The following is a 22,161-nucleotide window of genomic DNA, read 5'->3' as shown; positions in this document are numbered from 1 at the left end:
ACTCATGCTTGAAGGTTTCTGATAGGGTTTGTGGGTCGCGCTATAGGAGCCTTCCTGATGTCTCGTCGTCTTCCACCGTTGTATGCCCTGCGTGCTTTTGAAGCCGCTGCGCGACACAGTTCGTTTACCCGCGCCGCGGAAGAACTGTCGATTACCCAAAGTGCGGTCAGTCGGCATGTTCGTACGCTCGAAGAGCATTTTGCCTGTCGGCTGTTTCAGCGCAGCGGGCGTAATCTGCAGCTCACCGATGCCGCACGGTTGCTCCTGCCCGGCGTGCGCGAAGGCTTCGGTGCACTGGAGCGTGCCTGCAATACCTTGCGCGCCGAAGATGACATCTTGCGCATGAAGGCCCCGTCGACCCTGACCATGCGCTGGCTGCTGGCGCGGCTCAGTCGCTTCCGGCATTTGCAGCCAGGCAACGAGGTGCAATTGACCAGTGCCTGGATGGATGTCGACTCGGTGGACTTCAACCACGAGCCTTTTGATTGCGCCGTCTTGCTGAGCAACGGCAGCTTTGCGCCGGACTGGGAGGCCAGCTACCTGTTCCCCGAGGAACTGATCCCGGTGGGTGCGCCCAATCTGCTGAACGACCAGCCTTGGGACGTCGCCCGGCTGGCCAGCACCGAGCTGTTACACCCGACCCCGGATCGTCGCGATTGGCGCAGTTGGCTGGAGCGCATGGGGTTGTCGGAGCAGGTGTCGCTCAAGGGTGGGCAGGTGTTTGACACGCTGGAGCTGGGGATGATTGCCGCCGCGCGGGGTTATGGCGTGTCGATGGGCGACCTGCTGATGGTGGCCGAAGATGTGGCGCAGGGTCGCTTGAGCCTGCCGTGGCCGACGGCGGTTGCCAGCGGTTTGAGCTATTACCTGGTCTGGCCGAAAACCCGCCCCGGTGGCGAACGTTTGCGCAGGCTCGGTGACTTCCTCCAGAGCGAAGTCCAGGCTATGGAATTGCCGGATGTGCAGCACCTGAGCTGAATCGATGAAGCCGCCGCAACGGCGGCCTCGGTCGATATCCTTGTAGCGCGCTCAAGTATTCAGCTTTCGCGCCGAACCCTTGAAAGTGGAACCTCCGTTCAGGAAGGTTTAACGCCCCCCCGACTATTAGAAAATTTGCTGAGTGCGCGACGTGATCAGGATGATCCGGTCACTCGGCCAGGAGCCGTCATGCCTCAACCCCGTGCCCGGATCGCCTCGCAGCTTGGTTTAGCCCTTGCCGTGATACTGGCGGTCGTGATCAGCGGCAGCACCGTTTTTGCCCTGCGCTCACTGGACTCCGCCAACCTCGACACCCGCGAAGAGCACCTGGCCAGCGAAGCGCGGCTGCTGGCCGATCAGTTGAATACCTTTCACGGCACCCTGCGCGAGAACACCCAGCGCTTGAGCGGGTTGTTTGAAAAGCGCTTCAGCAACGGGTTGAGCGTGCACCCGGATCAGCCGGTGACCGTGGCGGGCGTGCAGACGCCGGGCCTGCACCTGGGCAGCGAAGTGTTGAACAACAACTTCGACAAGGTCGATGAGTTCAAGCAAATGACCGCCGGGGTGGCCACGTTGTTCGTGCGCAGCGGCGAGGACTTCATCCGGGTCAGCACCTCGTTGACCAAGCAGGACGGGACGCGCGCCATCGGCACGCTGCTCGATCACGCGCACCCGGCGTATCAACGCCTGATGGCGGGCCAGAGCTATGTCGGTCGGGCGTTGTTGTTCGAACGTTCCTACATGACTCAGTACACCCCCGTACGCGACAGCAGCGGCAAGGTGATTGCGGTGCTGTTCGTCGGCTTCGATTACACCGACGCGCAGAACGCTCAGTTCGATAATCTCAAACGTTTCCGCATCGGCCAGACCGGTTCGCTGGCGCTGCTCGACGAGCAAAGCAAATGGCTGGTGCCACCGGCCGGAGTGCAGGCGCTGGATCAAGCGATCCCGACCCTCGTCGGCCTGGCCAAGCAACCAGGCAAAGGCGCGTTCTGGAGCGACAAGTCCGAAGACTTCTACAGCGTGGCGGTGCCTTTCGAAGGCGGGCCATGGTCGGTGGTGGCGAGCATGCCCAAAGCCGAAATCCGTGCCGTGACCTGGAGCGTCGGCCTCCGGTTGGCCATCGGCAGCCTGCTGGCGATGTTGCTGGCGGTCGGCGCGGCGGTCTGGCTGTTGCGCAGCAAGTTGCAGCCGTTGGGCGATCTGGTGCGGCAGGCCGAGGCACTGGGTGCCGGGGATTTGAGCGTGCGCCTGAACGTATCGAGCCATGACGAAATCGGTCAACTGGCCCGCAGCTTCAACCAGATGAGCCAGGCGCTGTCGACCATGGTCGAGCACATCCGCAAGGCCTCGCAAGAGGTCAACAGCCGTGCGCAGGCGCTGTCCGGCCTGTCGGGCGGTGCCTATGACGGCATGGAGCAGCAGTCCGGCGAAATCACCAGCATGGCCGGTGCTGTGGAAGAGTTCAGCGCCACGTCGCTGAACATTGCCGACAACATGGGCAATACCGAGCGTCTGGCTCAGCAAAACGCACAGCAAACGCGGATCGGTCGTACGTCGATGGAAGAAGCGTCGTCGTCCCTTGAGCAAATCGCCGGTGCACTCAATAGCACCGCGAGTGTGATCAATACTTTGGGGCAGCGCTCCCAGGAAATCGGCGGGATTGTCGGGGTGATCACCGCGATTGCCGACCAGACCAACTTGCTGGCGCTGAACGCCGCGATTGAGGCTGCCCGGGCCGGTGAACAGGGTCGCGGTTTTGCGGTGGTGGCGGACGAAGTGCGTAACCTGGCGTCACGCACGCGTGAGGCGACCGACGAAATTTCCGTGATGATCAGCAGCATTCAGCAGGAAACCGGCAACGCGATCAGCACCATGGAACAAGGCAACCTGCTGATGCAGGAGGGCTTGTCGCGTAACGCCAACGTGGCTTCGGCCCTGGCGCAGATCGACGAACAAAGCCGCTCGGCCGGTCAGCAGTTCGCCGCGATCAGCACCGCCACGCAAGAGCAAAGCAGCACCGCGACCCTGCTCAGCAGCAACCTGCAAAGCATTGCCCTGGCCAATAGCGAGCAACGTGAGGTGGTGTCGAACCTGGCCATCACCGCCAAAGAACTGGAAAGCCTGGCGGCGGAGCTGCGCCAAGAGGTTGACCGGTTCCGCTGAGTCGCAGGCTAATTGTGGCGAGGGAGCTTGCTCCCGTTCGGCTGCGAAGTAGTCGGGGGCCGCTTCGCGACCCAGCGGGAGCAAGCTCCCTGGCCACCGATCTCATTCGGCTGGTTGATCACCGAGCCCCGGATCAACCCGCTTGCCGATATCCCGCAGCCGCGCCAGTTGATCCACCATCGATGGCGCCTCATCGAGGCTGCTGACGAACGTCCACAAATACGTCATCACCGCGTACACGTGGCCGGCCTTCACCGCAGGCGACAGTGCTAATTGGCTGATGGCGATCACGAACAGGATCGCCGCCACTGAGCCGACAAACAGATACGCCGTTGCCTCACGGTCCGATAACCCGATGCGCAACCGCGACAGCACGCGGTAGTGCCGTTGCAAGGTTTCGGGGCCGACTTTTTCCACCAGGCCGATCTCTTTCTCCAGCCGATCATTCAGGCGCTCGTGCAGTTCCTGATTACGCCGGGCGAAGCGTGGCAACAAGGTGATGCACAGCAGCAGCGCGCCGAGGCAGGCGAGGCCGATCCACGGTTCGATCACCAGCAGCATCACGGCGGCACCGACAATCGAGACCAGCGCGGTGGCGATGGTCGGCACGTGTTTTTCGAAGAAATCCACAAACTCACGGGCCAGCACCACCCGCGCGGCGGCGGTGGAAGTGCTCTGGTTTTGCAGGCGCTGATTGAGGATCACCGGCACCGCCAGGTCGGCGTAAATCCGCGTGAAGGTTCGGGTATCCACTGCTCGCCGTGCGGCGCCCACCACCCAGAACGCCAAGACCACCACGGCGTAAAACAGCGCGCTGGTGGCATCGCCGCGAATGATCGAGTCCACCGCAAACCCGGCAAACAGCGGGTAGGCCAACAGCAGCGCGTTCTCCAGCGCCACCAGCGACAGGGTGAAAAACAGTTTGCCGGGATAGGCTTTGGCGATGGCCTTGAGGGTCTGGCTGGCGGATTGCTGACCAATCTTCTGGCTTTCATCGATCAGGATTTGCGGGGTAACGGCTGACATGAGTGCACCGAATGGATGATAAACGCTACAATTGAGCGACTGCTCAAGTATCCTTGAGCGATCGCTCAAAATGCAAGCGCCATCCATCTGTGGGCGCGTAGAGGTTATTCGTCCATGTCGCGTATCGACCGCAAAGACCAGATCATCGCCGCCGCCCTGGAACTGTTTCGCAGCAAGGGTTTCGCCGATGTTTCAACCCGTGACCTGGCGGAGCACGCCGGGTTGTCCCGCAGCCACGTCTATCACTACTTCAGCGATTGGAAAGAATTGCGCCGAGAAGCTTTTGTGCGGTTTGCCAACGAGCAGCTTGAAGAGGCCCGTGTCTCGATCGCCGACGTTGCGCCACGTGAGGCGTTGCTGGGGTTTTTGACCGACTGCCTGCCGGCTTCTGCCGATGATGGTTGGGTGTTGTGGCTGGATGCCTGGGATGAGGCGATGCATGACGCGGAGCTCGCGGCGGCGTATCTGCTCGTCAACAGCCAGTGGCAGGGGATGCTGGTCGGGATTATCGAATGTGGTGTGGTCGCCGGGGTGTTTCGCTGTGCGTCACCGGAGCGCGCAGCCCGGCAATTGTTTGCCCAGACCATGGGTTACGCCGATGACCTGTTGTTGCAGCCGTCTGCCGAAGCGGCTGCGGCAGCGCTGGATGAGGTGATGGAAGTGGCGGGGCTGCTATTGGGGATCGACGCGGGCCATGAAGTCAGGGACTTGTCGGCCGATACTGCAACGCCTCCGCCAGATGTTCTCGACTGATTCCCTCCACCTGTTCAAGGTCTGCCAACGTGCGCGCGACTTTGAGCAGGCGATGGGCGGCGCGTAGTGACAAGGTCAGCCGCTCGCACGCGGTTTCCAGCCAGTTTTTGTCGGTTGTGGATAACGTGCAGTGGCGACGCAGGCCCGGCAGGTCGAGGAAGGCATTGGCGCAGCCCTGGCGTTGCTGTTGCCGATCTCGCGCCTTGGCCACAATGATCGCTGCGCTGGCCGTATCATCGCCGGGTTGTGGCGCAGGGTTCAGGGCAGTTGCTTCACGGGCGACGGTCAGGTGCAGGTCGATGCGGTCCAGTAGCGGGCCGGAGAGTTTGTTGCGGTAGCGCTGGATCTGCTCAGGTGTGCAGCGACAGCGCCCACTGGGCTCGCCCAGGTATCCACAGGGGCAGGGGTTCATCGCGGCGACCAATTGAAAGCGCGCCGGAAACCGCACGCGGTCGCGGGCCCGGGCGATCACAATCTGACCGGACTCCAGCGGCTCTCTTAATACCTCCAGCACTTTGCGGTCGAACTCGGGCAACTCATCCAGAAACAGCACGCCATGGTGGGCGAGGGTGATTTCCCCCGGTTGCGGTTTCGAGCCGCTGTAGGATTTAGAAATAGATGAGACAGTGGTGCTCTGGAACCCTTGAAAAATGGCAGCTTTCGTTGGAAATAGCTGAGCCAATATTTCGAATTAGGTGCGACTAAACTCGATATGGACAAAAATAGCTGCGATAAAACTAGACCGCGCCAAACCCGAGCAATCAAGCCCACCAAGCGAAGCATGTCGGGTGTCTTTCCCTTCCGCAAAGAGGAAGGAATCCCCTATGAGTCGATGCTGGAGCGCGACTTTCTTGCGCGTACGGCGTTCTCTTGTAACGTCGAGACGATTGTTCCGCAGCCGGTCCAAATTGATTTCGCCGGTAGAGACGGCCGCACCTTCCAGTACACACCAGACTTCCTGGTTTACTACCGGTTGGGTGGTCGTAATCATGAACAATATCCGAAGCCAACCTTGGTCGAGGTGAAGCCAGAGGCTGACTGGAGAGCGAACTGGAGGAAGTGGCTGCCTAAATGGAAAGCTGCTTGGAGGTACGCGAACGACCAAGGGTGGAATTTCCACATCTATGACGAGAGCCGTATCCGCGACACTGCCTTTGCCAACATTCAGTTCCTGGAACGCTACAAGCGTTATCACTATCCGCCTGAAGACTCCGCGTGGATTCTGGAAACGGTCAGGCAGATGAATGTGGTGCCATTCCACTACCTGTTGGCTCGACACTTTGGGGGCATCTACAAGGCTGAAGGCATCGGACACATCTGGCACCTGGTGGCAACGAGGCAACTGGATTGCGACATCCGACTTCCACTCAATAGCTTTCTAGAACTTTGGATACCCGAGTGATGACTGATCAAGGCGATAGCAACCAAGAGCTCGTTCCGTTCGAGCCTGATCGAGCTCGGGTCGATGCCAACATTGATTCGATGGTGGCCTATGCAGACCACGTGTACCGGGTCTCGCAAGTCTTAGATTTCACGACGGTCATCGGGATCGATGTTGAGTCTGGGCGCGCTGCAGCACTGCCCATCGCAGCCCTCAAGCCTGTAGCCAAGGAAAAGGTCGATGGGCTGTACGCCTACTACGATATCGCGGCGGTTGCGGCCGAAGAATGGGCTATAGCGCAGAAGCGCTATGCAGCTATCCAGCCGCTAATCGGCAATGTTGTGGTCGGGCGTAAAGAAGTTGAGCAGCGAGCGGAAGAAGTTGGCGTTGGGGCGGCCACGCTTTACAGGTGGCTTGGCAAATACAGGGATTGGGGAGAGCTTCTCGCACTGATCCCGCGTAAGCGTGGCTGGCAACAAGGTAACTCTCGTATCTCAGCCGAGGCGGAAGAGATTATTCGATCGGTCATCAAAGGTTTTTACCTGAGCCACCAGCGGCCGACGGCGCAGGAAGCTGTAGAGAGGGTGAAGGAAGCGTGTGAAGCGAAGAACATTGCGTCCCCGAGCCCTTCCGCTATTCGGGCTCGCATCAATCAGGTATCCAAAAAAGAATTCTTTCGTGGTCGAGGTTTCGCTGAAATTGCGCGGAACAAATACACCCCGTCACCAGGCAGTTTTCCTGGCGCTGATTTCCCTTTGTCCGTCGTCCAGATCGACCACACGCCTATCGATGTAATGCTTGTGGACAACGTTCATCGCCTGTCCATAGGTCGAATGTGGCTGACATTGGCGATTTGCGTTCATACGCGAATGATCACCGGGTATTACCTGGCGCTGGATGAGCCTTCTGGTATTTCGGTAGCTATGTGTGTGGCCCACTCGGCACTTCCTAAAGAAGATTGGCTGACCGTTCATGGCGTTGAAGGTGAATGGCCGGTTTGGGGATTTCCGGTGGTTCTGCACTCTGACAATGGCCCTGATTTCCAAGCGGAAACGTTGAAGCGCTCCTGCTTGCTATATGGAATCGAAAACCGGTTTCGTCCTGTCAAACGCCCAAAATTCGGTGGGCATATCGAGCGACTGTTGGGTACCTTCATGAAAAAGGTGCATTCGCTACCAGGCACCACGTTCGGCAATGTCGACGACCGAGACGGCTATGATTCCGAAGGTCAGGCGGCGCTGACGGTCGATGAGTTTGAGGTGTGGCTGGTTCGGGAGATTCTCAAATACCATCAGGAATACCACTCAAAGATTTTTATGAGCCCGGCGCGTAAGTGGCATGTGGGCATTTTTGGAAATCTTGGCGTCGATCCTCTTGTCGGGATGCCGATGCGTCCGACTGATCCGTTCACGATCCAGCGGGATTTTTTACCGTCCTTCGAGCGCACAATCCAGCACTACGGTGTTGAGTTTGATGTGCGTTACTACTCCGAGGCGCTGCGGCCATGGATCAACGCCAAAGATGAGGAAACGGGCAAGACTCGGAAATTCATCTTCCGTCGCGATCCGCGTGATATCAGTGTCATTTGGTTTTTTGACCCAGTGCTCAAGCAATACTTCAAAATCCCCGTCGCGAACCAGGCATTCCCGGCAGCCAGTGTGTGGGAGTATCGAGCGGCCAAGAAGAAAGCAGTAGACGAAGGGCGAGCTCACATCAACGAGGAGCTCATCAAGAGGTATATCATTGAAAACCGGGAACTGGTCGCTTCAGCCCAGGCAAGAACCAAGCAAGCAAGGCGTCAGGTCGAGCGGCATCGTCGTCACTCGAAGAACGTGACGCCGGCCCAGCCTCAGCCCCAACCGGTTCAGGCTCCGCAAGAGCAGCCAGCCTTCGCCACCGGTATGGTTGATTTCGATCTGAATAGCTTTGGAGACGTCTCATGACGCAATATGCGCACGTCCATCCTGAGTTTAGGGCGGTTGTTCAGCTTTCCGATAACGAACGCCTGCATTTCCTTGATCAGCCTCGTTGGATTGGTTATCCCGCTGCTCAAAAAATCTTGGATACGCTGCTGCACCTGATGCAGATGCCTGCGCGGCCCCGGATGCGTAACCTGCTCATCGTCGGCGACTCCAACAACGGGAAGACGACAATCGTCCGCCGGTTTGTTGCCCTGCACGGTGCGGCTTACGTCAACGAAGAGGTCGAGTCTGTTAAGCCGGTCATCTTGACTGAGGCGCCTCCCACTTCAGGCGAAAAGGGGTTGTACATCGCCATCTTGGAGCAGTTCTGGGCTCCGTACCGCGAGTCGGATTCCGTCACCAAGCTTCGCTATCAGGTGATTCATTTGTTCCGCACTTGCAGCGTAAAGCTGCTGATCATCGATGAGTTCCATTCACTGCTGACGGGCTCCGCGATAAAGCAGCGGGAAACGATGAATGCGCTCAAGTTTCTCTGTAACACCTTGGCTATTCCCGTGGTGGGGGTGGGCACACCTGATGCTGTTCGTGTGCTTCATACCGATCCTCAGCATGCCAGTCGCTTTGACGTGATGCCGCTGCGCACTTGGGAGCCCAACGCTGACTTCCAGCGGCTGGTTAAAGACTTCGAATCAGTTCTTCCGCTTCGTGAAGCCTCCGGTCTATCTCGGCCTCACCTGGCTCAATTGCTCTACTCCATATCGGGGGGAAGCACCGGTGACCTGCAGCGCCTGTTACTTGAGTGCGCAACCGAGGCCATCAAATCAGGCAAGGAGCATATCGACCAGTCGATAATCGAGAGCAAATCATGGCTACGGCCTACACGTGGCATCCGCGAGTTGATCTGAATCACTCGGTTTGGCCTAGGACGCAACCCATCATGGAGGATGAGTTGCTTACCTCTTGGCTTGTTCGCACAGCGCTAGCCCATGGGTGTTCTCCCTTGGCGTTGACCAGCATCATTTGGCCGAAATGGCGCGCTTTGAGTGGTGATCTGGATCGGGGGGTGAGCAGTGATCGAGCGAGCAGTCTTGCCAGCCTGGCAGGCTGCTCTGTTTCAGAGGTGTCCAATTGTTGCCTCGGCTCTATTGCCGAAGCGATCAGCGAGAGGCCGATTGGTGAGGCAACTTGGCCTTGGATTCTTGTACGGGGAAGCAGAAACCTGCGCACCGCGGCCGGTCTTCAACTTTGCCCACTGTGCTTTGCTGAAGGCCCGCCTTATTACCGGATCAGTGGACGGTTAGCCTGGCACTTCAGCTGTCCTCGGCATCATGTATGGCTTATCGATCGCTGTCCGAACTGCTGGACCGCGCTGCAACCTCAACGGCTGTCGCCACCGGATCAAGACTGCGGTGCTTGCCACCTGTGCGGGTATCGTTTTGCACTCAGCACGGTTGAAAGCACCTGTGAGACGGACATGCTGTTTCAGCAAGCCGCCGATGAGTGTTTGGGCGGCCACTGTGTTTCTGGCTCTCAATTGATGACCACAGCTGACTGGTTTCTTTGGGCCAGGATGGTTCAGTCATTCATTCGCTGCGCCTCGCTTCACCCCACTCAATCAATCAGTGCCGTCCTCCGTGATTTGGATCTGCAGATGCTCGCGACATGTCCATCAGGGCTTGCACTGGAAGCGCTTTCGGTGAGAGAGCGTGCTGAACTTCTGGCGCAGACTTGGAAGGTCATGTCTTTCGATAATGAGATCTTGGCGCAGGTGTTCAAGACGCATGCATTGTCTCGATCCGCTCTGCCGCTGCCACGAGGATGCCATGCGCCCAGCGGCATTTCAGGCATCTTGGAGGCCCTGCAAAGTGGAGCATCACGACATCGCAAGAACGGTGCTGGGCCTCATGGTGTGCCGAACGTAGCTAAAGCCTGGGCTCGGCTGCAAAGGAAGTTTTCACGAGATGGCTAGCGACGATGGCCCAAGGTCTAGCATGTGCGAAGGCTGCGGAAAGTCGCTGATTAGAACCAAAAAGATACACAAGCAGCTGAAGTTTTGTTCGACCTGTTACGCCCGTCTGTTCAAGCGCCGCCCCTGTCCGCAGTGCGCTGAAATCGCCCGTCTGCCCATATTTGATTTGAAAGCAGTCTGTCAGCGCTGCTTATCTAGCCAACCCTGCGTGCGCTGCCATCGCGTCGGTCGCCCGGTCGGTCGAATGACGGTCTATGGACCTGCGTGTAATTCATGCGCGCATTACTTCCTCCCGCCGCAGTCTTGCGAGATCTGCCAGGTGCTCTCGACTCGACTGGTGAACATGCTTGTTGATGGGCAGGTAGTAAAAGGCTGCCCGAGGTGCGCGCGTCGCGATTTTGAAACCTGTGCGGCGTGCGGGCGCAATCGTCGGCTGATCTTGGGCGCTGATGGACGCAAGCTATGCAGGTTGTGCTCGACGGTGGGCACTACTGCGTGTTCGTTTTGTGGGGTAAATATGCCCGCCGGCAAGGGCGCGAAATGCGCCGAATGCTACTGGGAACACACTTATCGCAAGCGATTGGCCATGGACATTGAGGTGTTCAGCAGCGGCTGGATGAGAGTCGAGTTCGAGCGGTTTGGTGCGTGGCTCCCGTCTCGTACCCATTACAAGAAAGCAGCGCGCTCGATTCACCGGTTTTTGCTGTTCTTCCAAGAGATAGAGAAACACTGGCCGAGTTGGCCTTCGTATACCGATCTCTTGGCGTACTTTGGTGCCGAAGCTCTGCGGCGCATGCAATTGCCCATGGCCTGGTACACCGAAATCAACGCGGTTGTAGTGGATGTTCAAGCGCGAGAGATGGACTCCGAGCACCGTCGGATTTCAACAATCTTGGCGTCTACGGAGCCCGGGCGAAAAAGCGAAGCTTTGAATGGTTACTTCCGGTTGTTGATGAGCCGCGTGAGCATCGGGCGAACGTCCATCCGTTCAGCTCGATTGGCTCTCAGCACAGCGGCGCGCCTGCTCACTGACAAGTGCCGAGGAGCGGACGAGCTGCCAAGCACGGCCAAAATCTCCCGCTTCTTAGGTGATGCACCAGGGCGGATGGCATCGATAACGGGGTTTATCCACTACCTGAACGCCGAGTGTGGCTCGGGGATCAACCTCGGACGGGTCAAGCGTCAATCGAAGATTCTTGAAAAAAGAAGGCTAGAGAAAGAGCTCTTCGCGTTGCTCAGGCGGTCGCGCGCGGGTGAAGACGTTGAAACGCTTTGGCTCGTCGTCGGGCTCAAGTATTTCCACGGTGTTTCGCGGCTCAATACGCGCGATTTGACCTTTGCTCCTGATGCCAGTGGAAAAGGTTTACGAGTATCGATTGGATATCGAGACTATTGGATGCCTTCTCCGTACATGACGACACCCTGACAATTGACGACTTTTGTCTCCAGCTTGAGATTCAGTTCAGCAAGCTTTGAGACTAGAACGCCCTCGAACAGAAATTCGCCCGGTGCTCGCTTTGAATGGTTAAAGGTGATCTTTGGAAAGCCGGCGTCGAGCCTTATGTTTCTCACCTGGCCCTGGACGTAGCGAATGTTCGAGCAAATCTCTTTGAGCGCATGCCTTGTGTCATTTTCGCCGGCACTGATTTCAAGCAATAGGCACTGATGGCCGGCAGCGTCCTCCGTCTCGGCGTTCGAAGCATTTTCTGCGTCTCGAGCTTGGGCGACGTAGCGCGGTCGTCGTTGAGACTCGATGATGTAGAAGCTGCGCAGACCGGCCCGTATCCTGATGATCAACAGGCCTCGCATGACTCTCTCGCGAACATCCAGGTATGGCCAATTGCGGACTTTCGGCGACAAGCTCGCGTTCTCAAGTGGGCGCAAGAGTTCCAGTTCAGGTGGGCCAATAGTCTGGTAGCCACGCTCAAAGGTGAACCATTCAACGCTGCTGATGATGTCGGCGTACTTTTCCGCGAGAAGTCCGCACGCCGCCCACATGGCTTTCAGGTCGCCTTGGGATTCCCAATTTAGTTGAGTCTGAAACTCCACCGAGCCCACGCCTTTGCTCGAGCCTTGCCCCTCACCGGGTGCGTGTAGAGCGTGTCCATTGGACGACGCGAGGACGTTTCCATTAGAGCCTTTGTGAGTTCGTTGTGTAGTTCTGATTCGCCGTCTGTCACCCAGTTGATGAATTGGATAGTTGGGCACCCGTAGCGTTTCGGAATCCACGTCGGGCGGCTCTGCGTCAGTCAATGACACCCTTTGGTTTTCCGGTAGTTCCTTGACTCGTTTTTGCCTGTGCCAGCCGCCGTCGTGAGTGCCATCAGTCACAAAACTGGAGCGTTCGATATCGATGACGGGGCCCTTCGGATCGCTGAAGCCCGTTAACTGCAAACAGAGAAAGGTCTTGCCATCGGCCAGCCATCTTCCCTTTCCCATAAGGAGCGCCGTCCCCTCAAACCATGGCCCTGCTTTGAGGTACGCTTTTGTAGAGTGTTTGGTGGCAGGGCCGAACTGTGCGTCGAGTTCTGCATAGATTCTTTTGCACGCGTCCCTCGTAGTTGGGTCGTGCAGCAGGTGCCACAAGAACACTCCTTCACTGCTGGATACCCAGTTTTTCAACTGGATTCGTTGGTCGCTTGGCTCGGTAGGAAAATCGTAGAAAAACCGCTGTAAGACCATGTCCCATGGGTAGGTGGCGAGAATCCGCGCTGACTCGGAGTTGCGGCCATAACAGCGGATGAAAAACTCGACGCAGGGTATGAGAATCTTTTCTTCATTCCAACCATCAACCTCCACAAGCCAAACGGGCCACTCACGTGACTTGAGCCCATATTCTTCGTCGTCCACGAGAAGAGTGTCGCGTAGTTGGACAAACCGCCAGGTCACGTTCTCGCGAAGGTTCACGGCGGTCACGCCTAGATCCTCCAACTGAATCTCCCCCGCCCACCGACCTGCCCGCCAACAGGTTCCAATCCTTAATTGACCGAGGAACGACAGCGCGACTGGAATGACCTCCGTGCTATGCAGCGTGCCGTCTGGGTCCAACCGACGAAATACGACGTCGACCAAGGGTTCGTGTGAGGCATTAGGACTTTTCCAGACGCCACCGTAGAGCCAGATGACGAGGTCGTAGTCTTTCTTCTCAAGAGCGCCGCCAAAGCTTGTCCGGGGCTTAAAATTTGAACGGAATGAACGTCGGGCGATGAAGGACAACGGAACACCAGCTTTGGGGGTAAGGGCTAACAGATAGCACACGGCAATATCGTTGTGCCATCTGTTAAGGTGCCTCTTTCATTGCATTACGGTCGAAATGCTATCGATTCCGCCTGCGTCAAAGGTCTTTCTCGAACTTCGCCGAAAGCCATTTGATTTTCCCGTTTGCAGCCTTGCCGACCTCTAGCTGAAAAATCTGCCCATCGAGTCCTGGGCGCGAAAAGTCGATGCCGTCATCTGTCGGTGAGTAGCATCGTGAGGTGGACCGATACGGACGGAAGGCAGAGAGCTGATACTGGCGGCCATCAGCAAGTGATGTGAAATAACAGCCAAGAGAGCCGGCGGATGTCTTGTTTGACCATATTTTGAAGTCGAGGCGAGCAAGCCACGTTCCCGTCGGGACATCTGCCCAAGAATAGGATTTAGGATCGAAACCTGCCTCTATTGCACCGTTGTAACTCCACGCTCGCCGCTTATCGTCGGTCTGCGCCTCAAGCGTTTCTTCCATATCTCATCATCCTCAGTGATCGCCGGCCTGTTGTCGCCGAGCATTTCTGCTTTCTCTGCATGATTGAGCTGAAAGGTCCTGGATGCCCCTTCAGCTCTCACTACTACGCACGTAGGGCGAGGGCGCCTTGCTCACGTCACGATTGCTGCAGCGTTGGCGATTGCCACATCGACAGCGTTGTAGAGGTCTACTTCAGTCTGCTGTGTCTTTATCGACACAACCAGGCTGTACCTCACTTCATCATTGAAGCGCTGCTGTTTGACCAAGGTTTTCCACCACCCTGGCGCAGGGTAAATCCCGATCATCCCCAACCCCGCCAGATCGGAAGCCGGTCCGCGCCAGATGTCAGAGTGCAGAGACCCTTTATGCCGACCACGTGTACCTATCAGCCAGCGTGTGTCCGAGGGGCTGCTGAGGTAAGGGGTGTCATCGTCATCTTCCTCTCGGGCACGTCTGTTGATCCGTTGACGGAACACTGTTGCATCCTCGCCAGACCGGCTGACCTCAAAGCGCAGCCCATGAGATTCATATCGATAGCGCCCTTTGAGCCCGCGTTCTGCGACACCTGGATTCGGCTCAACAAAATAAGACAGGGTGACGCGCATCTCGACGTCCTCGTTGCCGAGGTTCAGCAACTCCTGCTGAGGCCAGGGAAGTAGGTGAAGATGCATGTCACGGGCGGTTGCCGGTTTAGATCCCTGTCGGGTGAACGGGCGAAGAGAATCCTCCACCACCAGGGTCAAAGAGTTGGATGCGCTCCACAGTGCCCGACCAATATCGGGAACACCGAAACCACAGGTGCGAACCAGGGCTTCATAGTCGGCCTTTGAGTCGCCGGCCAGAAACTCGGCCTTCATCCGCTCTGTCCACTCGGCGGAGTGCACCACTAGCGCACGTACCGTTTCCGGCCAGAGTTGGGGGTAGGCCGAAGAAATTTGCGCGGCCATGCGAGACGCGAGTGCCGAGGCGGCGCTGGTCGCCCACGTGGTAGTGAACAGGCGCTGCTGCGGCTCGTGTGACGTAGTCAGTAGTGAAAGCGAGGTATGGCTGAAAATGCCGTAGGCGTCCTGAACCAGGTTGCCACCCTCGAAGACGACATCTGGTTTCAACGGCCACGGCGTCCTCGTCCAGGTACAAGATGTCGTGCTGTAAGGGCTGAGACTGCCATTGGTGGCAAGAACAGACTCTCCAGCAACGACGGGATCCAGCGTGACTTTCTGGGTATACGCCCCCACGCATATCGCGTTCCATGACTGGCCCGGATCATGAATACCGTCAGTCTGATTGCTGAAGGGGTAATTGGCGTATTTCTCCGTATCGGCATTTCCCGCAGAGACGATCATCAGACGTGGCTGTGTCCGCCCGCCCAGAGCGTCTGAGGTCAGAAGATCCACGGCTGCTGACCAAGCCGAAGGCCGGCCTCTGTCACGGTCATCGAGGCTTGTAATCGCCATGCTGAAAACGCGTTGCTTGTCGGGCTGAATAATTTCTGGCCGCGCTACCGCATTCATCGTCAACGAACCGTATGTCTCGCGCTGGTAGCCTCTCGCGCTCGGTAGCAGCTTCACGGACTCGATGCGGTGGGAAATGCTCACTGGGCCTGGTGCTGACAGTGGATCAACCAGATCGCCGTAGAGGGCGACCCCGGCCAGACCGGTGCCATGGCCTACATCATCTTGAACTCCCCACTCGGCATCAACGGTATGCAGGTCCGCCATTGCAATGTGGTTGGCCAGCAGGGGATGGCCGTGGTTCACGCCGGTATCGATCAGGCAAATACGAACGCTGTTGTCATCCCCGCCTGAAGTACGCCCGAGCAGATCATCTGCCCATTCGCGCTGCTCCGTTGGTGTCAGCGCATCGAAGAATTCCGCTGTTTCCTTGGCGCGGCGAATCTCTGCAACCTCGTTGAGCAGTGCCATTGACGCGGTGATGGCTGTTTGGGTGCCGAAGACGTTGACGACTGTTCGCTCTGGGAAGGTCAACGCATCTGTCGATACTTGGAACTCAAGCACTCCCGCGATCGTTCGGAATCGCTGCAGTACAGCGGCTTGGTTATCGCGGACAGGCAACCAGAATTCCCACCAAATCGGCTCATCAGGATTGCTGGGCAGAGCGTCTTGGCTATCAGTCCATAGGGCACTGAAAGTCGCTGTTCGAATTTCAAGGATGGGGTTTAAAAGGGGGGTATTTCGAGGAACACCTTTACTGGTGTTTACGTGCATGTACTGCGTGACCAATCCTTCAAACGCATTTAGTTTTCCGTCGGGAACGAAAACCGTCGCAAAGTGAGTTTGGGTCGCCCCGTCGTAACGCACATTCAACAACTCAATTCGTTGCTGACCTCGGGCCAGTCCTTCAAATGCCAGTTCAAAGCCAGGCTCACTTACAAACTCAAGCTGCAAGCCAAAGCCGCCGTCCTGACCTTGAGAGCGTTGCAGTTGAACGGCTTGCGCCATTCGTGTTCTGAAGTGTTCCAGTTGTCCGAGCAGCCGCTCACCATGCCTTGTTTTGTCGCGAGGCGGAAAAACGGGATCTCGGGTGGGAGATGCCGTCGATTGGTATCGTTCCGGCCGCCCTGTACGTTGTAGATGAAAGTGTCGTCGCTGCCCTGCGTTTGGTTCCGTCATCGAAAAGCTCTACCGGCTTATAATCGTTGTCTTCCGTGGAAAGCTTTACGCTCTTCAAGATGCTTTGCCACGTCCCTAGCGTCTACCGCACCACGATCATGAATGATCGCGTCTTTAATCGCGTCATCTGCTGCCCGTACCAGCTCTGCGTAGCTCAGGCCACTTGCTACTGTGGTGAGCTCTTCCCAGCTTTTAATCGATTTTGAAAAGTTTACGAGCCGGTTTTTCAGCACGTCACGAATCTGTTCCGGGTTGGGCAGCCCATATTCGATAACATCATCAAAGCGTCGGAACAAGGCATAGTCGAGAATTTCTGGATGGTTCGTGGCAGCAATGATCAAGCTGTTGGACTGATCCTGCTCAATCATCTGAAGAAAGCTGTTGAGCACACGACGAATCTCACCGACGTCATTGGCCAGGCCACGTTGAGATCCAATCGCGTCGAACTCGTCGAAGAAGTAGATTCCCCGAGTGTCTCTAATGGCGTCGAACACCTGCCGAAGCTTGGCCGCAGTTTCACCCATGAACTTGGTAATCAGGCTATCAAGGCGAACGATATACAGCGGGATACCGAGCTCTCCGGCCAAAGCCGAAGCGGTCATGGTCTTACCCGTTCCGGGTGGGCCGACCAAAAGCAACTTGCGGCGGGGCGAGAGGCCGTGTGCACGTATTTTTTCGAAATTGCGCTGTTCGCTGATAATGCGGGCGAGTCGGCCGTGGGTAGCGTCGTCCAGGATCATTTCAGAGAAGCGTGTTTGAGGAAGAGTAACGGAGAGCAGATTGCTCAATTCGCCTCTGGGCTGGCCAATGGGAACCGGTTGGCCAGATGGCAGCGGCTTTCGCTTGGATTGGGCAGAATCAATCAGGGTACGTAGATCCTCAGCAAGCTTTCCGTGTCCTTGCTTGGCTTCGTGTGCGGCCATCTGCATAGCAACGGCAAGGAAATGACTGTCATCTCCTTTGATGTGTGAGCGCAAAAGCGCCTTTAAATGCTCGCCGCTAGCCATGGTTCTCTACCTTTTTCATCCCGTTAGTTTAATCGCTATGACCTGTTGATACCCTTAAGTTCGCCGTTAAATGCGTGGCCGTTGGTCAGTAGCGCCGCCTCCATTGCGTAATCCACCGTAGATGCCAGCCTTGCTTACTGCAATAGCCATCCAGGTGGGTAGACTAGCCCTAACAGCAGAAAGAGCCTCCCATTGGCCTACTGAAAGCTGGCTGTGAAGCTGTGATGCAGTCTTTTCGGCACGCTCTGCTCCCATCCAAGCCATTGCTCTGACGGCATCGCCGGCTCTGGACTTTCCTAATGCCAGCATCCAATAAGGTGCATGTTGCAGTGAGGCCCTGTCCGAGCCCACGGTCAGCTGTTTGCTACGGCCTGTCGTGAGAAAAGTCACTTCGTCCGGAGCTTGTGAAATCAGCCCAAATGATTTGGCCGCTACAGCACCACAGTTTGTGATCACGCCCTTCGCCTGCGCAACGATGGACAGTGCGACAGCCTCTGCTTGCGGAGCTTGCGTTTCGTCTTGTCCCCGCGCGCAAGCAACGTAGATGCCCCGAGCGACGCGTAACAGGTTTCCTGCTTTAGTCAGGCGCGAAAATGCCTGATCCACTGCGGCCCGGCTACCCAAGTGCAAAAACTCCTTGGGACTCAGAACGTAGCCTTTAGGGACAGCCAGACTTTTTTCCACAATTGCTACAGGTAGGGAGGGCATCGATAGACTCGCTGAAAGCTATGTCAGATATTTAATGCTTTATCTGACATTTATTCAAGGCGTTGCTGCTGGTCTTCAGTCACTTGAAAATTGTGAAAGAGATGCAGAAGCGGGCTCCGGGAGTCCGTCATCAGATCAGAATGAAATAGGAATCTAGCGCGCTGTCTGAAGGGAGTACCGCCGATGTGGCGGGCAGATCACGGCTATCTGAGACTTATCAGGTCACTGACTGTGATTCTTTGTCTCGTGCCATTTCCGAGCAGGACATACGCCGTGTTTTTGGTTAAGTGTGTAATTGCATGGACTTGACCACCTAATTGCATCGCCGCTGACCAGTCATTTGCATTCGCACTGACCAATCAATTGCATTGGACTTGACCAGTGGTTGAGTTACTCGGGCTACCCGAGCCCCGCATTGGTCTAAAAAGCTTGTTCACCCTGAGATTGCGCGGCTTGCCTCTGAAATTGATAGGCATGTGTGGTTTGCCGTCCAGTCATGAGTGGGATGTGAAGATCGAAGAGCCATCACTTCGTTTCAAAGCCTTCGTGGTCATGCGGCTGACGGCTAAAAACGCCGCTGTTGAGGCAGAGCTATGGCCACGTTGTTTGGTCGCGGGAGGCCCGCCTGAGGCTTTGGCTGTCACCATTGCAGCCATCCCCGTGATACATGGGCGTACACAACCTGAGTTGGAGGACACCACCATGTGGCCGAAAGAAATCAAGGCTGATCGGGAATTCCTCAGAGACGGTTCCGTCGCTTACAACCTGCACCATGTCGAAGTGGGTGAACTGGGACGCATTCTGTGTGGTCCGCCCATCAGGGATGGCTGCAATGTCACATACGAAGTGATTGACCATACCGATGGCCGTTTCGAAGAGAGGAAAGCAATTCTGGAAGCCCTCATCAATACGGTCATGGCAGCCTAAATATGGCCTGCCGCTAGCGCCCGAAAGTCTCAGTGACCGTTTTTTTCCGAATTCTGCGGGCTTCCCATTACGCGGTACAGATTTGAGATCCAGCGAATGATGGCCTTTTGCCTTCATGCGCAACTTCTTGCGCACTCAAATGTGGATAACTGTGTGCACACATCGCTGTAGACCATATATGACGTTCTGTACAGGCGAGTGCGCAACTTCTTGCACAGTACTGCGCAACTTCTTGCGCACTTTGACAACCTTTCCCAGGCGAGCGAAGGAAAAATCTTGCGTAGATAATATCTAACTCATTGATTTAACTAACAATTATCATACATGGCACAAATCTTGATACATAAAGATCACCCACCGGGCGATTTCGCCCCCGGGCTATCTCATTTATGTAAGCAAGGAGAGCATCCATGGCAACACCAGCGTATATGTCCGTCACCGGCGAAAAACAAGGCCTGATCACCGCCGGCGCCTTCACCGCTGACTCCGTTGGCAACACCTACCAGGAAGGTCACGAAGACCAGGTCATGGTTCAGGGCTTCAGCCACGAAGTGATCATCCCGCGTGACCCGCAGTCCGGCCAACCCACCGGCCAACGCGTTCACAAACCCGTGGTCATCACCAAAGTCTTCGACAAGGCTTCCCCACTGCTGCTGGCTGCCCTGACCTCGGGCGAGCGCATGACCACGATCGAAATCAAGTGGTACCGCACCTCCGCTGCCGGCACCCAAGAGCACTACTACACCACCAAACTTGAAGACGCGATCATCGTGGACATCAAGGACTACATGCACAACTGCCAGGACCCGGCGAACTCGCACTTCACCCACCTGGAAGACGTGCATTTCACCTACCGCAAAATCACCTGGACCCACGAAGTATCCGGTACTTCGGGTTCCGATGACTGGCGTTCCCCGGTCGCTGGCTAAGTCTGGCCGACCGTTACAACACATCGGCCAGCCTTGCTGGTCGATGTCACTTCGGCGCTTGAGGAACAATGGATGTTCAGCCCTGCCCACCAGACGCATTTCAGCCTGTCTATCGACGACCTTGCGCATGACCTTCAAGTGCTCTCCTTTACCGGCAAGGAGGCGCTCAGCACGCCGTTTGCCTTCGAAGTGGAACTGGTCAGCGAACGCCCGGACCTGGACCTCGAAAGCCTGCTGCACAAGCAAGCCTTTCTGGCCTTCAACGACACCGACAGCGGCATTCACGGGCAAGTCTACCGAGTCGCCCAAGGGGCCAGCGGTAAACGCCTGACCCGCTATAGCGTGACGCTGAGGCCGCAACTCGCCTACCTGAGCCAGCGCCACAACCAACGTATTTTTCAGCAGTTGCCGGTCAACCGCATCATTGCGCAGATCCTCGAAGAGCATGGCCTGCTGGGCAATGCCTATCGGTTTGCGCTGAGTACGCCGCTGCCCCCGCGCGACTACTGCGTGCAGTACGATGAATCGGACCTGCAATTCATCCAGCGCCTGTGCGAGGAAGAAGGTATCCACTACCACTTCCAGCACAGTCGCACCGGGCATGTGCTGGTGTTTGGCGACGACCAGACCGTGTTCCCCAAACTCGGCCGCCCCACCGCCTATCAACCGGACAGCGGCATGGCTGCCACCGAACCGGTGATCAAGGCGTTCGACCTGCGCCTGGAAGCGCGCACCAGCCGCACCACCCGCCGCGACTACGACTTCAAGAAACCGCGGATGCTGCTGGAGTCTGACTACGAGCCGGAAAAGGACGCCAAACAGCCTGACCTGGAAGACTACGACTATCCAGGCCTGTTCACCGATCGCGAGCGAGGCAAGTTGCTCAGCCAGCACGCCCTGGAACGTCATCGCGCCGACTACCGCCAGGTCGCCGGTAAAAGCGACCAGCCGACCCTGGTCTGCGGTCACTTTCTGCAACTGGGCGAGCACCCGCGCACCGAGTGGAACGACCTGTGGCTGCTGACCGAGGTGTGTCATGAAGGCAAGCAACCGCAAGTCCTCGAAGAGTCCATCACCAGCGACGTGCAACTCTCGGACGGCTTTGTCCAGGGCTATCGCAACACGTTCAACGCCATCCCCTGGGCCACTTTCTACCGGCCACCGCTGCCACCCCGCAAACCCGTGCTGGCCAGCCAGACCGCCATCGTGACCGGACCCAAGGGCGAAGAGATCTACTGCGACGAACACGGTCGGGTCAAAGTGCAGTTTCACTGGGACCGCGACGGCCGCTACGACGACCAAAGCAGTTGCTGGGTGCGCGTGGCGTCCAGTTGGGCAGGCCCCGGTTACGGCCAGGTGGTCATCCCGCGCATCGGCATGGAGGTGTTCATTACCTTCCTGGAAGGCGACCCGGACAAACCGCTGATCACCGGTTGTGTGCCGAACAAAGTCACCCCCGTGCCCTACCCGCTGCCGGCGAACAAAACCCGCAGCGTGTTCAAGACCAACAGCAGCCTGGGCGGCAACGGCTCCAACGAACTGCGCATCGAAGACCGCGCCGGCCAGGAGCAAATCTTCATCCATGCCCAGCGCAACCAGGACTGCACCGTCGAGAACAACGAGAGCCATTGGGTCGGCGTCAACCGCGTCCACTCGGTGGGCCAGAACGAAACCGTGACCATCGGGCAAAACCGGATCAGGACGGTCAAGGTCGATGACACCTTGCAGGTCGGCGGCACGAAACTGGACAGCATCGGCACCCAATACCTGATCGAGGCCGGTGAAAAACTGCGGCTGGTGTGTGGCCAGAGCGTCATCGAGATGACGGCTGACGGGGCGATCAACCTCTATGGCACCTCATTCAATTTTTCGGTGACGGGCGATGCGCAAATCAATACCGGTGGACAACTCGACATCAACATGCCTGGAGGCGCGGCGGCCACTGCACCGGGTGCCGATGGCGCCCAAGGCACGATCGAGGCGAAGGTCGATGGAGTGTTCTCCAGCCCACCTGCGCCCGCTATCTGAATAACCTCCCCAC

At 57.3% G+C, this 22,161-nt stretch carries 18 protein-coding genes; 11 read left to right on the top strand and 7 right to left on the bottom strand.

Annotated features, from left to right (window positions below):
- Positions 1-57: 57 nt before the first annotated feature.
- Together AC1Z1G_RS26600 and AC1Z1G_RS26595 are read left to right on the top strand one after the other, a co-directional pair.
- A complete protein-coding gene (locus AC1Z1G_RS26600; protein WP_483623498.1) occupies positions 58-978 on the top strand; it encodes a LysR substrate-binding domain-containing protein in 921 nt (306 codons plus the stop codon).
- Positions 979-1,167: 189 nt separating this feature from the next.
- Positions 1,168-3,144 carry a methyl-accepting chemotaxis protein gene (locus AC1Z1G_RS26595; protein WP_483623496.1) on the top strand — a complete coding sequence of 659 codons (1,977 nt, stop codon included), beginning with the start codon at positions 1,168-1,170 and terminating at the stop codon, positions 3,142-3,144.
- A 102-nt stretch (positions 3,145-3,246) separates the two neighbouring features.
- Here AC1Z1G_RS26595 and AC1Z1G_RS26590 read toward each other — a convergent pair whose 3' ends face one another.
- Positions 3,247-4,170, bottom strand: a complete 924-nt coding sequence (locus tag AC1Z1G_RS26590) for an ABC transporter six-transmembrane domain-containing protein (RefSeq protein WP_483623494.1) — start codon at positions 4,168-4,170, stop codon at positions 3,247-3,249.
- 114 nt (positions 4,171-4,284) lie between these two features.
- Between AC1Z1G_RS26590 and AC1Z1G_RS26585 the strand changes: the two genes are divergently transcribed.
- Positions 4,285-4,923 (top strand): TetR/AcrR family transcriptional regulator, encoded by a 639-nt coding sequence (locus AC1Z1G_RS26585; protein WP_483623492.1) that lies wholly within the window; start codon positions 4,285-4,287, stop codon positions 4,921-4,923.
- Here AC1Z1G_RS26585 and AC1Z1G_RS26580 read toward each other — a convergent pair.
- Positions 4,871-5,605, bottom strand: coding sequence for an ATP-binding protein (locus tag AC1Z1G_RS26580; protein WP_483623490.1), 735 nt, complete (start codon positions 5,603-5,605; stop codon positions 4,871-4,873). The genes AC1Z1G_RS26585 and AC1Z1G_RS26580 overlap by 53 nt on opposite strands.
- Positions 5,606-5,704: 99 nt before the next feature.
- Here AC1Z1G_RS26580 and AC1Z1G_RS26575 point away from each other — a divergent pair, with 99 nt between their 5' ends.
- The 5 genes from AC1Z1G_RS26575 to AC1Z1G_RS26555 all read left to right on the top strand — a co-directional run bounded on the left by AC1Z1G_RS26575 (position 5,705) and on the right by AC1Z1G_RS26555 (position 11,621).
- Positions 5,705-6,325: a TnsA endonuclease N-terminal domain-containing protein gene (locus AC1Z1G_RS26575; protein WP_347928337.1), complete on the top strand. Its 621-nt coding sequence runs from the start codon at positions 5,705-5,707 to the stop codon at positions 6,323-6,325.
- A complete protein-coding gene (locus tag AC1Z1G_RS26570) occupies positions 6,325-8,247 on the top strand; it encodes a Mu transposase C-terminal domain-containing protein (protein ID WP_483623488.1) in 1,923 nt (640 codons plus the stop codon). Before AC1Z1G_RS26575 ends, AC1Z1G_RS26570 begins: the two co-directional genes overlap by 1 nt.
- Complete coding sequence (locus tag AC1Z1G_RS26565; protein WP_483623486.1) at positions 8,244-9,131, top strand: TniB family NTP-binding protein; 888 nt, start codon at positions 8,244-8,246, stop codon at positions 9,129-9,131. The genes AC1Z1G_RS26570 and AC1Z1G_RS26565 overlap by 4 nt, the downstream gene beginning before the upstream one ends.
- Complete coding sequence (locus AC1Z1G_RS26560; RefSeq protein WP_483623484.1) at positions 9,092-10,195, top strand: TniQ family protein; 1,104 nt, start codon at positions 9,092-9,094, stop codon at positions 10,193-10,195. Before AC1Z1G_RS26565 ends, AC1Z1G_RS26560 begins: the two co-directional genes overlap by 40 nt.
- Before the next feature lie 517 nt (positions 10,196-10,712).
- Positions 10,713-11,621 carry a hypothetical protein gene (locus tag AC1Z1G_RS26555; protein ID WP_483623482.1) on the top strand — a complete coding sequence of 303 codons (909 nt, stop codon included), beginning with the start codon at positions 10,713-10,715 and terminating at the stop codon, positions 11,619-11,621.
- Here AC1Z1G_RS26555 and AC1Z1G_RS26550 read toward each other — a convergent pair.
- The 5 genes from AC1Z1G_RS26550 to AC1Z1G_RS26530 form a co-directional block, all read right to left on the bottom strand.
- The gene (locus AC1Z1G_RS26550; protein WP_483623480.1) at positions 11,585-13,411 is read right to left on the bottom strand and encodes a hypothetical protein; all 1,827 of its coding nucleotides are present in this window, start codon (positions 13,409-13,411) and stop codon (positions 11,585-11,587) included. The genes AC1Z1G_RS26555 and AC1Z1G_RS26550 overlap by 37 nt on opposite strands.
- Positions 13,412-13,529: 118 nt before the next feature.
- Positions 13,530-13,919 (bottom strand): hypothetical protein, encoded by a 390-nt coding sequence (locus AC1Z1G_RS26545; protein WP_347928332.1) that lies wholly within the window; start codon positions 13,917-13,919, stop codon positions 13,530-13,532.
- 131 nt (positions 13,920-14,050) lie between these two features.
- A complete protein-coding gene (locus AC1Z1G_RS26540) occupies positions 14,051-16,378 on the bottom strand; it encodes a S8 family peptidase (protein WP_483623478.1) in 2,328 nt (775 codons plus the stop codon).
- Between the two features lie 188 nt (positions 16,379-16,566).
- Positions 16,567-17,556 (bottom strand): AAA family ATPase, encoded by a 990-nt coding sequence (locus tag AC1Z1G_RS26535; RefSeq protein ID WP_483623476.1) that lies wholly within the window; start codon positions 17,554-17,556, stop codon positions 16,567-16,569.
- Positions 17,557-17,622: 66 nt separating this feature from the next.
- Positions 17,623-18,264 carry a DUF6088 family protein gene (locus AC1Z1G_RS26530; RefSeq protein ID WP_483623474.1) on the bottom strand — a complete coding sequence of 214 codons (642 nt, stop codon included), beginning with the start codon at positions 18,262-18,264 and terminating at the stop codon, positions 17,623-17,625.
- A 507-nt stretch (positions 18,265-18,771) separates the two neighbouring features.
- Here AC1Z1G_RS26530 and AC1Z1G_RS26525 point away from each other — a divergent pair.
- The 3 genes from AC1Z1G_RS26525 (at position 18,772) to AC1Z1G_RS26515 (ending at position 22,148) form a co-directional block, all read left to right on the top strand.
- Complete coding sequence (locus AC1Z1G_RS26525) at positions 18,772-19,191, top strand: hypothetical protein (protein ID WP_483623472.1); 420 nt, start codon at positions 18,772-18,774, stop codon at positions 19,189-19,191.
- 410 nt (positions 19,192-19,601) lie between these two features.
- Entirely contained in the window at positions 19,602-20,120 is a 519-nt protein-coding gene (locus tag AC1Z1G_RS26520; protein ID WP_347904712.1) for an Hcp family type VI secretion system effector, read from the top strand.
- A gap of 72 nt (positions 20,121-20,192) precedes the next feature.
- Complete coding sequence (locus AC1Z1G_RS26515; protein WP_483623470.1) at positions 20,193-22,148, top strand: type VI secretion system Vgr family protein; 1,956 nt, start codon at positions 20,193-20,195, stop codon at positions 22,146-22,148.
- The last annotated feature ends 13 nt before the right edge of the window (positions 22,149-22,161 follow it).

The organism is Pseudomonas sp. JL27(2026), assembly GCF_056933555.1.
Note: the sequence above shows the minus strand (reverse complement) of the source record. Positions and strands in the feature narration are given on the sequence as shown.

Bases quoted from the DNA above. Each gene is read 5' to 3' on its own strand.
- AC1Z1G_RS26600 (WP_483623498.1), top strand. From the start codon at position 58: ATGTCTCGTCGTCTTCCACCGTTGTATGCCCTGCGTGCTTTTGAAGCC.
- AC1Z1G_RS26595 (WP_483623496.1), top strand. From the start codon at position 1,168: ATGCCTCAACCCCGTGCCCGGATCGCCTCGCAGCTTGGTTTAGCCCTT.
- AC1Z1G_RS26590 (WP_483623494.1), bottom strand. From the start codon at position 4,170: ATGTCAGCCGTTACCCCGCAAATCCTGATCGATGAAAGCCAGAAGATT.
- AC1Z1G_RS26585 (WP_483623492.1), top strand. From the start codon at position 4,285: ATGTCGCGTATCGACCGCAAAGACCAGATCATCGCCGCCGCCCTGGAA.
- AC1Z1G_RS26575 (WP_347928337.1), top strand. From the start codon at position 5,705: ATGTCGGGTGTCTTTCCCTTCCGCAAAGAGGAAGGAATCCCCTATGAG.
- AC1Z1G_RS26570 (WP_483623488.1), top strand. From the start codon at position 6,325: ATGACTGATCAAGGCGATAGCAACCAAGAGCTCGTTCCGTTCGAGCCT.
- AC1Z1G_RS26565 (WP_483623486.1), top strand. From the start codon at position 8,244: ATGACGCAATATGCGCACGTCCATCCTGAGTTTAGGGCGGTTGTTCAG.
- AC1Z1G_RS26560 (WP_483623484.1), top strand. From the start codon at position 9,092: ATGGCTACGGCCTACACGTGGCATCCGCGAGTTGATCTGAATCACTCG.
- AC1Z1G_RS26555 (WP_483623482.1), top strand. From the start codon at position 10,713: ATGCCCGCCGGCAAGGGCGCGAAATGCGCCGAATGCTACTGGGAACAC.
- AC1Z1G_RS26545 (WP_347928332.1), bottom strand. From the start codon at position 13,919: ATGGAAGAAACGCTTGAGGCGCAGACCGACGATAAGCGGCGAGCGTGG.
- AC1Z1G_RS26540 (WP_483623478.1), bottom strand. From the start codon at position 16,378: ATGGCGCAAGCCGTTCAACTGCAACGCTCTCAAGGTCAGGACGGCGGC.
- AC1Z1G_RS26535 (WP_483623476.1), bottom strand. From the start codon at position 17,556: ATGGCTAGCGGCGAGCATTTAAAGGCGCTTTTGCGCTCACACATCAAA.
- AC1Z1G_RS26530 (WP_483623474.1), bottom strand. From the start codon at position 18,264: ATGCCCTCCCTACCTGTAGCAATTGTGGAAAAAAGTCTGGCTGTCCCT.
- AC1Z1G_RS26520 (WP_347904712.1), top strand. From the start codon at position 19,602: ATGGCAACACCAGCGTATATGTCCGTCACCGGCGAAAAACAAGGCCTG.
- AC1Z1G_RS26515 (WP_483623470.1), top strand. From the start codon at position 20,193: ATGTTCAGCCCTGCCCACCAGACGCATTTCAGCCTGTCTATCGACGAC.